General features: G+C 48.4%; 10 protein-coding genes. All 10 read right to left on the bottom strand.

Annotated features, from left to right (window positions below):
- Positions 1-61 precede the first annotated feature (61 nt).
- The 10 genes from argH to secA all read right to left on the bottom strand — a co-directional run bounded on the left by argH (position 62) and on the right by secA (position 13,174).
- A complete protein-coding gene (argH, locus tag KJS52_RS23735; RefSeq protein ID WP_213519788.1) occupies positions 62-1,480 on the bottom strand; it encodes an argininosuccinate lyase in 1,419 nt (472 codons plus the stop codon).
- Between the two features lie 20 nt (positions 1,481-1,500).
- Entirely contained in the window at positions 1,501-2,733 is a 1,233-nt protein-coding gene (locus KJS52_RS23730; protein ID WP_213519787.1) for an argininosuccinate synthase, read from the bottom strand.
- A gap of 37 nt (positions 2,734-2,770) precedes the next feature.
- A complete protein-coding gene (gene argF, locus KJS52_RS23725; RefSeq protein ID WP_213519786.1) occupies positions 2,771-3,727 on the bottom strand; it encodes an ornithine carbamoyltransferase in 957 nt (318 codons plus the stop codon).
- 103 nt (positions 3,728-3,830) lie between these two features.
- Positions 3,831-5,018, bottom strand: a complete 1,188-nt coding sequence (gene argD / locus KJS52_RS23720; protein ID WP_213519785.1) for an acetylornithine transaminase — start codon at positions 5,016-5,018, stop codon at positions 3,831-3,833.
- A gap of 13 nt (positions 5,019-5,031) precedes the next feature.
- On the bottom strand, positions 5,032-5,820 hold the full coding sequence (gene argB, locus KJS52_RS23715) for an acetylglutamate kinase (RefSeq protein WP_213519784.1): 789 nt from the start codon (positions 5,818-5,820) through the stop codon (positions 5,032-5,034).
- 10 nt (positions 5,821-5,830) lie between these two features.
- On the bottom strand, positions 5,831-7,063 hold the full coding sequence (gene argJ, locus KJS52_RS23710; RefSeq protein WP_213519783.1) for a bifunctional ornithine acetyltransferase/N-acetylglutamate synthase: 1,233 nt from the start codon (positions 7,061-7,063) through the stop codon (positions 5,831-5,833).
- Between the two features lie 21 nt (positions 7,064-7,084).
- Positions 7,085-8,134: an N-acetyl-gamma-glutamyl-phosphate reductase gene (argC, locus tag KJS52_RS23705; protein ID WP_213519782.1), complete on the bottom strand. Its 1,050-nt coding sequence runs from the start codon at positions 8,132-8,134 to the stop codon at positions 7,085-7,087.
- 185 nt (positions 8,135-8,319) lie between these two features.
- Positions 8,320-9,198, bottom strand: coding sequence for a YitT family protein (locus KJS52_RS23700; protein ID WP_213519781.1), 879 nt, complete (start codon positions 9,196-9,198; stop codon positions 8,320-8,322).
- 60 nt (positions 9,199-9,258) lie between these two features.
- Positions 9,259-10,369 (bottom strand): peptide chain release factor 2 gene (gene prfB, locus KJS52_RS23695; protein ID WP_213519780.1). Its coding sequence is split into 2 segments (ribosomal slippage): positions 9,259-10,296 and positions 10,298-10,369, totalling 1,110 coding nucleotides; the frame shifts between segments, so codons are not numbered across the junction.
- A gap of 297 nt (positions 10,370-10,666) precedes the next feature.
- Entirely contained in the window at positions 10,667-13,174 is a 2,508-nt protein-coding gene (gene secA, locus KJS52_RS23690; protein WP_213519779.1) for a preprotein translocase subunit SecA, read from the bottom strand.
- Positions 13,175-13,292 lie beyond the last annotated feature (118 nt).

The following is a 13,292-nucleotide window of genomic DNA, read 5'->3' as shown; positions in this document are numbered from 1 at the left end:
TGAGCTGATCAGCTCAGGCAGCTTGCGCTTCTTGCGTAACTGTTTTATTTAAAAGGAGAGCTTATGACTGGCTGCGCTCCATATATTCAGCTACCCAGCCAGCAGTCGCCTGCAGCGCTTCTTCAGCACGTGAAATCGCGGCCTCTACTTGAGGCTTGGCGGTTCCGCCATACACATTACGCGCGTTGACCACCTGCTCTGGCTGCAGCACATCATAAATGCGCTCGTCAAACAGCTCCGAGAATTGCTTGAATTCATCAAGCGACAAATCCAGCAAATATTTATTGTTTTCAATGCAGTACAATACTGTTTTGCCAATGACTTCATGCGCTTGACGGAAAGGCAAGCCTTTATTTACAAGGAAGTCAGCGATATCGGTTGCATTGGAGAAATCCTGATTAACCGCTTGACGCATGCGCGATTGGTTGACCTTCATCGTTGCAATCATAGGCGCAAATAGCTGAAGCGCCCCTTGCAGCGTCGTAACCGTATCGAACATTCCTTCTTTATCCTCTTGCATATCTTTGTTGTAGGCAAGCGGCAAAGATTTCAATACAGTTAGCAAGCCGATCAAATCGCCGTAAACGCGGCCTGTTTTGCCGCGCACCAGCTCAGGCACGTCCGGATTTTTCTTTTGCGGCATAATGCTGCTGCCAGTACAGAATGCGTCATCCAGCTCGACAAAGCTGAACTCGGTGCTGGACCACATAATCAGCTCCTCGCTCAAGCGAGACAAATGCATCATAATAATCGCCGCATCAGCCAAAAATTCCACAATAAAATCACGGTCGCTAACTGCATCCAAACTGTTTTCATAGACGCGGTCAAAATTCAATTGCTCCGCTACAAAGTGGCGATCAATCGGAAACGTTGTTCCCGCAAGAGCGCCGGCACCTAACGGCAGCACGTTGATCCGCTTGTAGCTGTCCTGCAAGCGCTCAATGTCGCGGCCAAACATCGATACATAGGCCATCATATGATGCGCAAACAAGATCGGCTGTGCACGCTGCAAATGCGTATAGCCAGGCACAATTGTATCAATATTCGCCTTCGCCTGCCCAATTAGCGCCTCCTGCAGCTTGCGCAGCAGCTCAACAAATTCAACAACGCGCTTGCGCAGCCACAAATGCATATCGGTCGCTACCTGGTCATTGCGGCTGCGGCCAGTATGAAGCTTGCCGCCTACTGGTCCTACATCGTCGATCAGCGCTTTCTCGATATTCATATGAATATCCTCGTCGCTAATTGAAAATTGCTGCTCGCCGCTGCGAATGCGCTCCAGCACGCGCAGCAAGCCAGCCTTAATCGTTTCTACATCCTCCTGCGGCACGATGCCTTGCTTGCCTAGCATCGTTACATGCGCCAAACTGCCTTGAATGTCTTCCTCTGCAAGCGCCTTGTCGAAGGTTATCGATGCTGTATATTCTTCTACTAACTGGTCCGTTTTTTTAGTGAACCGACCGCCCCATAGCTTACTCACGAATCCACATCCCTTTACATTTACTTGCTTTGATTTACTCCAGCCGAAACCTTCAAGCGCAAAGCGTTCAAGCGAATGAAGCCCGTTGCATCGCCTTGGTCATAAGCCTGGGAAGGATCTGCCTCCATCGTAGCAATATCCGGATTATACAAGCTGACCGGGCTTTTTACGCCGGCACCGATTACATTGCCTTTATACAGCTTCAAGCGGACAACGCCGGATACATTTTTTTGCGACTCGGTTACAAGCGCCTGCAGCGCCAAGCGTTCAGGAGCAAACCAGAAGCCATTGTAAACAAGCTCGCTATATTTGGAAATCAGTGAATCGCGCAGATGCATGACTTCACGGTCCATCGTCAACGATTCCATTTTGCGATGTGCAGTAAACAGAATTGTACCGCCTGGCGTTTCATATACGCCGCGGCTCTTCATGCCGACAAAGCGGTTTTCAACCATATCGACACGGCCAATACCATGCTTGCCGCCCAGCTCATTCAGCTTTTCCATTACTTGCAGCGGAGACATTGCTTCTCCGTTAATCGCCACGCAGTTCCCTTGCTCGAACGTTAGCTCCACATATTCAGCCTGGTCTGGCGCGCGCTCTGGCGATACGCTCAGCACGTACATCTCTTCATTTTCCTCAGCGCTTGGATCGAACCAAGGGTCCTCCAGCATGCCGCTTTCAAAGCTGATATGCAGCAGATTGCGGTCAGTTGAATATGGCTTGGCAGCAGAAGCGGTTACTGGAATGCCATGCTTCTCGGCAAATGCGATCATTTCTGCACGGCCCGGGAAGTCGGAGCGGAACTGCTCAGAGCGCCAAGGCGCAATCACTTCAATTTCAGGAGCGAGCGCAGCGACGCCCAGCTCGAAGCGCACCTGGTCATTACCTTTGCCCGTCGCACCATGCGCAATATATTTCGCGCCTTCAGCGCGTGCAATTTCTACCATGCGCTTGGCGATAAGCGGACGAGCAATCGATGTGCCAAGCAAATATTGGCCTTCATACATCGTAGCCGCCTGGAACATCGGGAAAATAAAGTCTTTGGCAAACTCATCGCGCAAATCATCAATATAGACTTTGGAAGCACCCGTTTTCAATGCTTTTTCTTCAAGTCCATCAAGCTCTTCCTTCTGTCCGATATCAGCAGTAAATGCGATAATTTCCGCATCATACGTTTCCTTTAGCCATTTTAGAATGATCGATGTATCAAGACCACCTGAATAGGCCAATACAATTTTATCCTTTGCCATATTCAATCTCTCCTTTTCTATGATTCAAAGCGGTGTATTAGGACATAATCGCTGCCATAATCGCTTTTTGCGCATGCAGTCGATTTTCAGCCTGATCAAAAATAATCGAATGCTCGCCATCAATAACACCTTCAGTTACTTCTTCGCCACGGTGGGCTGGCAAGCAGTGCATAAACATATAATTAGGGCTAGCAAGCTTAACAAGCTCCTCATCAACCTGATAGCTGGCAAATGCCACCTCGCGTTCCTTTTGCTCGGCCTCTTGGCCCATGCTTGCCCAAACATCGGTATATACAAAATGAGCGCCTTGAATCGCTTCCTTCGGATCACGGCAAACGACAATTTTTGCACCGGTTTCCTCAGCTGCCGCCATCGTCTGCGCAATAATGTCCTCATCCGGCTCATAGCCTTCAGGAGTTGCAATCGACATATCGACTCCAAGCTTGGCAGCTCCCATCATTAGAGAGTGTACCATATTGTTGCCATCGCCGATATATGCAAGCTTCACGCCTTCGAAGGAGCCATGCTTCTCATAAATTGTCTGGAAATCAGCAAGCGCCTGACATGGGTGAGACAGGTCAGTCAAGCCGTTAATAACCGGGATCGTAGCACCGCGCGCCAGCTCTACAACCTTGCGATGCTCAAAGGTGCGAATCATTATTCCGTCCAAATAGCGAGACAAGGTTTGCGCCGTGTCTAAAATCGTTTCGCCGCGTCCAATTTGCAAATCATTGCCGCTTAAAAACAACCCTTGACCGCCCAATTGATAGATGCCCACCTCAAAGGACACTCGTGTACGGGTCGACGATTTTTCAAAAATTAAGCCGATCGTTTTGCCGTTCAGCAGCTTATGCTCCTCGCCAGCCTTCAGCTTTGCTTTAAGCTCAATTGCCAAATCAATTAAATATTGCAGTTCCTCTTTCGTAAAATCGACAAGCATTAAAAAGTCTCTGCCCTTCATGCTTTGTGCGATTTCCGCTTTACTACTTACCATATGTAACGCCTCCTTTTGCTATACAATACTAATGCTGATGCCGCTCCAGGCGGTTATGCCGGAGCGCATCAGCAATGTCGTGACCATTGTTTAGATTGCTAGTTTAACGTGCGGATAGAATGCTTGCAAGAATTGCTACTGCTTGGTCGATTTCTTCATTCGTCACCAGCAAATTCGGCAGCAAACGAATCACGTTCGGACCAGCTGTAATGACCAGCAAGCCCTGCTTCTGAGCTTCTACAACGAGTTCAGCAACAGGCTCCTTACATTCAATCCCTACGATCAAGCCCAAGCCGCGCACCTCATTGACAAAGGTGCAGCCTGCCAGCTGCTGGCGTAGCTTGGAAAGCAAATATTCGCCTTGCTGGGCTGCATGCGCTGGCACTTGTTGGCCGATAATCGTTTCCAGTGTCGCTTTCACTGCTGCTGTAGCAATCGGCGTGCCGCCAAAGGTTGAACCATGGCTGCCGGCAGTGAACGCTTCACGCAGCTCTTCCTTGGCTGCCATCGCGCCAACCGGAAAACCGCTGCCAAGCCCCTTCGCCATTGTAAAAATATCCGGCTCGATGCCGAAATGCTCGAATGCGAACAGCTTGCCTGTTCTGCCAATCCCTGTCTGGATTTCATCAACGATGAGCAAAATGCCTTCCGCCTTGCACAACTGGGCAACTGCTTGAATAAATTGCGGATCAACCGGATGGATTCCGCCTTCAGCTTGCACCATTTCCAGCATAATAGCTGCCGTTTCATTCGTAATTGCAGCTTTAAGCGCAGCAAGATCGTTATACGGCACATGCTTAAAGCCTGCTGGCAGCGGTCCAAAGCCGTCCTTCACTTTGTCCTGTCCGGTAGCAGTCAAGGTTGCCAATGTACGCCCATGGAAGGATTGATGAAAGGTTATCACTTCATAGCGGCCATTGCCTTTTACCTTTTGCTGATAGCGACGAGCAAGCTTTATCGCCGCCTCATTCGCCTCTGCGCCAGAATTGCAGAAAAATACTGCATCAGCGCAGCTGTTATCGGTAATTAGCTTGCCAGCTTCCGCTTGATTGGGAATATGAAACAGATTCGATATATGCCAAAGTGAATCAAGCTGAGCGACTAGCGCCTCCTTGACCGCCTTAGGCACATGCCCAAGATTCGTTACCGCAATGCCGCTCATAAAGTCCAAATATTTATTGCCCTCGCTGTCCCATAGCCAGCTTCCCTCGCCTTTTACAATCGCTTGCGGATATCTCGCATAGGTTGGAAAAAGCGCTTGTTCCGTCGTTTCTATTGTACCTTGACTCATAAGAAACACCTCTCTATTGCTTAATGACCGTTCCCACTCCACCTGTTGTAACAGCCTGTGTCAGCACACCTTCAATCGAACCGCTAACGATAACAACCTCCTGCACATCGCCATGGATGCATTGCATCGCCGCTCTTACCTTCGGAATCATGCCGCCATAAATTTCGCCGCTGGCAATCATCGCTTCAATATCTGCTACAGTCACCTCAGGCAATGTAACCTTTTCACCATCGACCGTTTTCAAAATGCCCGGCACATCCGTCACGACAATCATGCGCGACACGCCAAGCTGAGAAGCAACTGCTCCTGCTGCTGTATCAGCGTTAATATTATAGCGCTGTCCCGTTTGATCAATGCCGATTGGAGCGATGACTGGAATATAGCCCATGCTCATAATCCCCTCGACGATTGTTGCGTTGACGCTTGTTACCTCGCCGACAAAGCCGATTTCCTGATGATTGGCGACAGGCTTAGCTTGAATCAGCATGCCATCCACTCCAGATAAGCCGATCGCCTTAGCGCCATTCGTTTCCATTTTGCGCACAATTTCTTTATTAATGCGTCCAGCAAGCACCATTTCTACAACATCAAGCACCTGATCATTCGTTTTGCGCAGTCCTTGGACAAACTCCGTCTCGATGCCAAGCTTATCCAGCGTTTCCGATATCGCCGGTCCACCGCCATGCACAATTACTGGAGCAACCCCGCTTGCCTGCAGCTCGCGAAGCTCCGCGAAAAAGCTGTCCGGCAATGCCGCCAAAGTGCTGCCGCCGCATTTCATAACAAAGCGCTGCTTTTCCATCCTCATCCTCCTATGTGCGGTAAGCTGCATTGATACGTACATAATCGTAGGTCAAGTCGCAGCCCCAGGCAATTGCCTTGCCGTTTTCCATGTTGAGGTTTACGGAAATAATTACCGTGTCCCCCTTCAGGTATTCCAACGCCTGCTCCTCGTCAAACGCTACAGGAGACGATTGTCGCAATGTAACAATATCACCTAATGCGATATCAACTGTATCCGGATTAACAGGCTGGCCTGCGCGTCCTACAGCGGCAATGATCCGTCCCCAGTTGGCATCAGCGCCAAACACGGCAGATTTGACAAGCGATGAGCCGATAATCGTTTTCGCAATCGCTTGAGCCGCTTCATCATTGACCGCTCCCTGTACACGTACTTCAACAAGCTTGGTAGCCCCTTCTCCGTCGCGCGCAATCGCCTTGGCCAAATGCACACAAACAAAGGTTAGCGCCGCTTTGAACGATCCCCAGGAAGGATGAGCCTCTGACAGCGAATCGTTGCCTGCCAAGCCGCTTGCCAGCGCAATCAGCATATCATTCGTGCTAGTGTCTCCGTCCACCGTAATCATATTAAAGCTAACGTTCGTAACCTCGCGCAGCAAGTTTTGCAGAGAAGAAGGTTCAATATTGGCATCAGTTGTAACGAAGCCAAGCATAGTCGCCATATTCGGGTGAATCATTCCCGAGCCCTTGGCTGCACCGCCAATTTTCACAGCCTTGCCGTCGATATTAAGCTCAACAGCAATCGTTTTTTTCACAAGATCAGTCGTCAAAATCGCTTGGCTAAAGTCTTCAGCAGCTTGATCATCTGCCTGCAGCTTGCCAGGCAGCTGCTTAATGCCAGCATAAACCTTATCCATTTTAAGCAGCTCGCCGATTACTCCGGTAGAGGCTACTGCAACTTCTTCGTTGGCCACTCCAATGGCTTCAGCAAATGCATTGCGCATGCTGTACGCATCCTCTTCTCCTTGCTTGCCCGTACATGCGTTGGCATTGCCGCTATTGACGATGACAGCTCGCAGCCTTCCGCTGCTTGCAAGGCTTTCCCGCGTTACTTTAATAGGCGCAGCCTGAAATACATTGGTCGTATACACCGCCGCTGCTGCTGCAGCCACCTCGCATACAATCGCCCCCAAATCATGGCGATCTGTCTTTTTCAATCCACAATGCAGTCCACCTGCAGTAAAGCCTTGCGGCGTTGTCACGGAGCCTTCCGTTACAATATTAAATTGCTGTCCGTCTGCCATTTTATCTCGCTCTCCTTATAATTAAGGGTAAACTGGAACGAATTGCAAGCCAAGTGTCTCGTCCCATCCCATCATAATATTCATATTTTGAATTGCTTGACCTGCAGCGCCCTTTACAAGATTATCAATTACCGAAATAATCGTTACGCGCTTGGTGCGAGGGTCAACAGAAAAACCGATATCGCAATAATTGGAGCCCCACACTTCCTTCGTTGCAGGCAATTGGCCCTGCGGACGAATACGTACAAAAGAGCGACCCGCATAGTACTGCTCATATAGCTCGATCAGCTGCTGCTCCGTAACATCCTGCTTTAGCTTGGCATAGCTTGTAGCCAAAATGCCGCGCGTCATCGGCACAAGATGAGTGGTAAACGTAACCGTCACTTGCTCGCCTGCTACTTGTGACAGCACCATCTCGATTTCCGGGATATGCTGATGCTGATTTACCTTATATGCCTTGAAATTTTCGTTCAGCTCAGAATAATGAGTACCAAGCGAAGCGCCGCGGCCTGCACCTGATACACCTGATTTGGCATCAACAATTAATGTGCTATGATCGATAAGGCCAGCCTGCAATGCCGGAACAATTCCTAGCAAGGTTGCCGTTGGAAAGCAGCCTGGATTGGAAATGAACGCAGCGTCGCTTACTTGTGAGCCGTATACTTCTGCCAGTCCAAAGATCGCTTGATCAAGATCCGCCTGCTCCGCTGCCGGCTTCCTATACCATTGCTCATACACGGCTCGATCTTTCAGACGAAAATCTCCTGATAGATCAATCACCTTTAAGCCCTCAGCCAAATACTGTGGCGCAAGCTTGGATGCTACACCTGCCGGCGTTGCCAAAAATACCAGATCAGCCTTTTGCTTAATTAGCTGCGGATCAACATCATCAAGCACCTCTTCTCGAATATGCTGCAAATGCGGATAGCCCTCCGTTACACGTGAGCCTGCACTTGATGAAGAAATAACTGAAGTAATTTCCGCGTATGGATGAGACTGCAGCAGACGCATCAATTCAACGCCTCCGTAGCCGGTCGAACCTACAATTGCAATTTTCAGCTTCGTACTCATTAATATCGCTTCCTCTCGCACCCGTCTATCAACTCTATTAATCTTTGTTCGGTTTCACAGGTCCATTCGAATTCGCACTTGTCTATTTTACTATTTTACAATAGGAGATTATGAAAATGAATATGCAGAACATTGTATTATTATACATTCACATTTATAAAAATACAATGTTCTTTTGACATGGTTTATTGATACGATTTAAAGCCTTCTCCCAGCACCTCTGCCGTGTTGCTTATAATGACAAATGCGCTCGGATCATGCCTGGCAACTGTTTTTTTCAGCTTAACTACTTCATGCTGGGCAACAACGACCATGATCACATTGCGCGCATGTCCAGTATAGCCGCCTTCCCCTTTCAGCTTCGTTAAGCCACGATCCAAATCATGCAAAATGATCGGCTCCAGCTCTTCAGAACGCTCGCTTATAATAAATGCGACCTTTGACAGCTGCAGTCCATTTTGTGCAAAATCAATTGTTTTGCTTGTCACAAACAACGAAATGAGCGCGTAAAGCGCAACCTCAGGAGAAATAATGATTGCCGTGCCAATAATAACAGCACCGTCAAAGCAAACCACTGCAAGATTATACGGAATTCCTGTAAGTTTATGCAGCATTTGCGCAGCAAGGTCTAGTCCGCCTGTCGAGCCGCCTCCACGGAACACGATCGACAATCCTAACCCTACACCGATGCCGCCATAAATAGCCGCAAGAATCGGATTATCCGTCGGCGCAGGCAGATGAGCGGTCAATAACACGAAAAAAGGAAAAATGATGGAGCCTAATATCGATTTAGCGCCGAACTTTTTGCCAAGCACAGCAATCGCCGCTATAAATAGCGGAATATTAAACGACCACTGCGTAATTGCCGGCGCGATATTGGCGACACGCTGCACAAGCACTGAGATTCCAGCCACCCCGCCAGAGGCGATACCGCTAGGCAGCAAAAATAAATTAAAGCTCAGTGCCAGCAAGCATGATCCGACCACGACTTGAATCATGTTCCAGGCCACTTGCATGGATGGAGATAATGGTGCTCTTGCTTGCCGTCTCGTCTTTTGCGTCATACAATGCCATCCTTTCAAGGAAAAGGGAGAGCCGCACTAACGCGCAAACTCTCCCCAGTCTTATGCTTGCTGCCTAATCTGGCTACGCAGGTAGCCGTCAATAAACATATCCAGATCCCCGTCCATCACTGCTCCAACATTTCCTGTTTCCACCGAGGTGCGATGATCCTTAACCATGCTGTACGGGTGGAAGACATAAGAGCGAATTTGGCTGCCCCAGGCAATGTCCGATTGCTCACCCCGTATTTCAGCAAGCTCCTTCATCTGCTCCTCAATCTTGCGCTCATAGAGCTTGGAGCGCAGCATTTTCATCGCACGGTCGCGGTTGGCGATTTGCGAGCGCTCCTGCTGGCAAGCTACGACAATTCCTGTAGGAATATGCGTAATTCGAATCGCAGACTCCGTTTTATTGACATGCTGTCCGCCTGCGCCGCTGGCACGATACGTATCGACCTTTAAATCCTCCGAGCGGATCTCGATTTCAATCGTATCATCAATTTCCGGCACAACATCACAGGAAACGAAGGATGTATGGCGTCGTCCTGCGGAATCGAACGGTGAAATGCGCACCAGACGGTGGACGCCTTTTTCCGCTTTTAGATAGCCATAGGCATTATAGCCTTTGACCAGCATGCTGACGCTTTTAATTCCCGCTTCATCGCCCGGCTGATAATCAAGCAGTTCGACCTTAAAGCCGCGCTTCTCGGCCCAGCGCGTATACATCCGATACAGCATCATGCCCCAGTCCTGTGACTCAGTACCGCCAGCGCCGGGATGCAGTTCAACAATCGCATTCAGGCGATCATAAGGCTGGTTAAGAAGCAATTGCAGTTCAAAATCAGACAGCTTATTCGACAAGGCGGTAATGCCCGTGACAAGCTCGCCTGCCATCTCCTCGTCCTGCTCCTCCTCTACCAGCTCCAGCATCATTTCAAGCTCTTGCTGCTCATTATGCAGCTTATTATACTGCTCAACGACGGACTTGACCGCATTCAATTCAGAAATAATGGTTTGTGCCCGATCATTATCATCCCAAAAATCCGGCATAGACATCTTCTCTTCATAGTTCGCAATCATTTCCTGCTTCAGTTCTAAGTCAAAGAGACCCCCTAAGAGTCTGTAATCGGCTGACCATATCACGAAGCTCTTGCTTTACCGCAACATCTATCATAATCATCGTTCTCCTAAAATAAAAGAATTTACTGCTTAGCGTGACATATTCGACGTCGACTAAGCTACATCGCCCGTCATCGTCATCAAAGTCCGTTTTTTAAACTTTCACTTCCAATAAGGTTTAAAAAGCCGGGCTTTCAGGACCAAGAAGCTTGGACGCTAGTAGAAAATGAGGAGCGCAGCGTAGGTACTTACTACGTGAGCACCGGAATTTTCGCTAGCGTTCAAGATTCGACGTCGACTACGCTACAACGCCCGTCATCGTCATCAAAGTCCGGATTTTTAAACTTCCGCTCTATTTGCCGTGGCATTGCTTGTATTTCTTGCCGCTCCCACACGGACATAGATCGTTGCGTCCAACGCGCTCTTCACGGCGTACCGGGCGTTTTGCATTTTCTTCGCCACCGCCGCTTGTTGAAGACGTTTGTCCCTTCACAACCTCTTGACGTTCGAGGTTGCTTTCAATTCTTGCCTTCATAATATACTTGGCAACCTCTTCTTGAATGGAGGCAATCATGCTCTGGAACATTTCATAGCCTTCAAACTGATATTCGCGAAGTGGATCGGTACCGCCATACGCGCGCAGGTGAATACCTTGACGCAAATGATCCATCGCATCAATATGATCCATCCATTTGGAGTCTACCGCGCGAAGCACAATAACCTTCTCGAATTCACGCATCGATAATGCGCCAAGCTGCTCCTCGCGCGCATCATATACTTGAACGACTTTATTATAAATCGTCTCGACGATTTCATCTTTTTCCTTGCCCCAAATATCATCGCGAGTTAGAGAGCCTTCTTCAAGCAGATTGGCATGCACGTAGTCGATAATAGCCTGCAGATCCCAATCCTCCGGAATATCTCCTACGCAGTGCGCTTCGACTGTACGCTCAATAACAGGCTTGATCATCTCCATAACTTCATCGCGAATGTTGTCTGATTCCAAAATATCGCGACGCTGCTTGTAGATAACCTCGCGCTGCTGGTTCATCACATCGTCATATTGCAGGACGATTTTACGTGTATCGAAGTTATTGCCCTCAACACGTTTTTGCGCAGACTCAACCGCTTTAGTAATCATTCGACTTTCGATCGGCTGATCCTCATCCAAGCCAAGTCGATCCATCATCGCCATAATATTTTCTGCACCAAAGCGACGCATCAGCTCATCTTCAAGCGACAAGTAGAATTGCGAGGAGCCCGGATCGCCTTGACGACCGGCACGTCCGCGAAGCTGGTTATCAATACGACGGCTTTCATGGCGCTCTGTACCAATAATATGCAAGCCGCCGATTTCTGCAACACCATCGCCAAGCAAAATATCGGTACCACGACCCGCCATATTGGTTGCAATTGTAACGGCACCAGGCTGGCCTGCACGTGAAATAATTTCAGCTTCCTCCGCATGGAACTTGGCGTTCAATACTTTATGCTGAACACCACGTCGCTTCAGCATTTCAGAAAGCACTTCCGAGTTTTCGATGGAAATCGTACCTACAAGCACCGGCTGGTTCTTTTTATGGCGCACCACAATCTCCTCAACAACCGCCTTGAACTTGCCGTTTACTGTTTTGTAAACAACATCCGCCATATCATTACGGATCATGGCACGGTTAGTAGGGATTTGAATAACATCAAGCCCATATATTTTACGGAATTCCTCTTCCTCAGTTTTCGCTGTACCTGTCATACCTGAAAGCTTGCGGTACATACGGAAATAGTTCTGGAAGGTAATCGTAGCTAGCGTCATGCTTTCATTTTGCACCTTTAATTCTTCTTTAGCTTCAATAGCTTGGTGCAAGCCATCGCTGTAGCGACGTCCAGCCATCAGACGGCCCGTAAATTCATCGACGATCACAACTTCTTCATTTTCTACAACATAATCAACATCGCGCTTCATAATGTAGTTCGCTTTAAGCGCCTGCTGAATATGGTGGTTGATCGTCACATTGGCATGATCAAACAGGTTTTCAATACCGAAGGCACGCTCCGACTTGTTAACCCCTTCTTCAGTCAGCATTACATTTTTCAGCTTAATGTCAATTGTAAAATCTTCTTCCTCTTTCATGCGGGAAACGAGGCGTTGCGCTGCATGATATAGCTCGGTAGATTTGGCAGCTTGTCCAGAAATGATGAGCGGAGTACGCGCCTCATCAATTAGAATCGAGTCGACCTCGTCAATGATCGCGTAGTTAAGTGGACGCTGTACCATTTGCTCTTTGTACAGCACCATGTTGTCACGCAAATAGTCAAAGCCAAACTCATTGTTTGTTCCGTACGTAATATCACAGGCATATGCAGCTTGTTTTTCTGCATGAGAAAGTCCGTGCAAGTTACAGCCAACTGTCAAGCCAAGAAACTCATACAGCTGACCCATTATTTTACTATCGCGCTCAGCCAAGTAACTATTGACCGTAACGACATGAACGCCTTTTCCAGCAAGAGCATTCAAATAAACAGGAAGTGTAGCAACGAGTGTTTTACCTTCCCCTGTTTTCATCTCTGCGATCTTGCCTTCATGAAGCACCATACCGCCTAGCAGCTGAACATCAAAGTGACGCATGTTCAGTACACGTTTGGAAGCCTCGCGTGCAGTAGCAAATGCTTCAGGCAGTAAATCATCAAGCGATTCTCCTTTGGCTACCCGCGCTTTAAATTCCTCCGTTTTCGCACGCAGCTGTTCATCTGAAAGCGCCTGATATTGCGATTCCATTGCATTTATTTGTTCAACGACCTTTGTAAGCCGCTTTATTTCCTTCTCGTTATAGTCTCCAAAAATCTTCTTTACCAATCCGAGCATGGCTTTCCCCTTCCGATTGTTCGACTTATGCTTAAAATTTTAACAGTTTGTTGCAGTTATCGCAATGTATAACCCTATCATACGCCAACTATTGGCAAGAAGTTGCGATTTGCTCCAG

Origin of the sequence: Paenibacillus montaniterrae (genome assembly GCF_018403185.1) — a bacterium.
Taxonomy (GTDB): domain Bacteria; phylum Bacillota; class Bacilli; order Paenibacillales; family Paenibacillaceae; genus Pristimantibacillus; species Pristimantibacillus montaniterrae.
The sequence above is the reverse complement of the archived record's forward strand: the minus strand, read 5'-3'. Positions and strand labels throughout refer to the sequence as shown.

What these genes read in the sequence shown, in the direction of transcription:
- KJS52_RS23730 (WP_213519787.1), bottom strand. Translation starts at nt 2,733, where the DNA reads ATGGCAAAGGATAAAATTGTATTGGCCTATTCAGGTGGTCTTGATACA.
- argF (WP_213519786.1), bottom strand. Translation starts at nt 3,727, where the DNA reads ATGGTAAGTAGTAAAGCGGAAATCGCACAAAGCATGAAGGGCAGAGAC.
- argD (WP_213519785.1), bottom strand. Translation starts at nt 5,018, where the DNA reads ATGAGTCAAGGTACAATAGAAACGACGGAACAAGCGCTTTTTCCAACC.
- argB (WP_213519784.1), bottom strand. Translation starts at nt 5,820, where the DNA reads ATGGAAAAGCAGCGCTTTGTTATGAAATGCGGCGGCAGCACTTTGGCG.
- argJ (WP_213519783.1), bottom strand. Translation starts at nt 7,063, where the DNA reads ATGGCAGACGGACAGCAATTTAATATTGTAACGGAAGGCTCCGTGACA.
- argC (WP_213519782.1), bottom strand. Translation starts at nt 8,134, where the DNA reads ATGAGTACGAAGCTGAAAATTGCAATTGTAGGTTCGACCGGCTACGGA.
- KJS52_RS23700 (WP_213519781.1), bottom strand. Translation starts at nt 9,198, where the DNA reads ATGACGCAAAAGACGAGACGGCAAGCAAGAGCACCATTATCTCCATCC.
- secA (WP_213519779.1), bottom strand. Translation starts at nt 13,174, where the DNA reads ATGCTCGGATTGGTAAAGAAGATTTTTGGAGACTATAACGAGAAGGAA.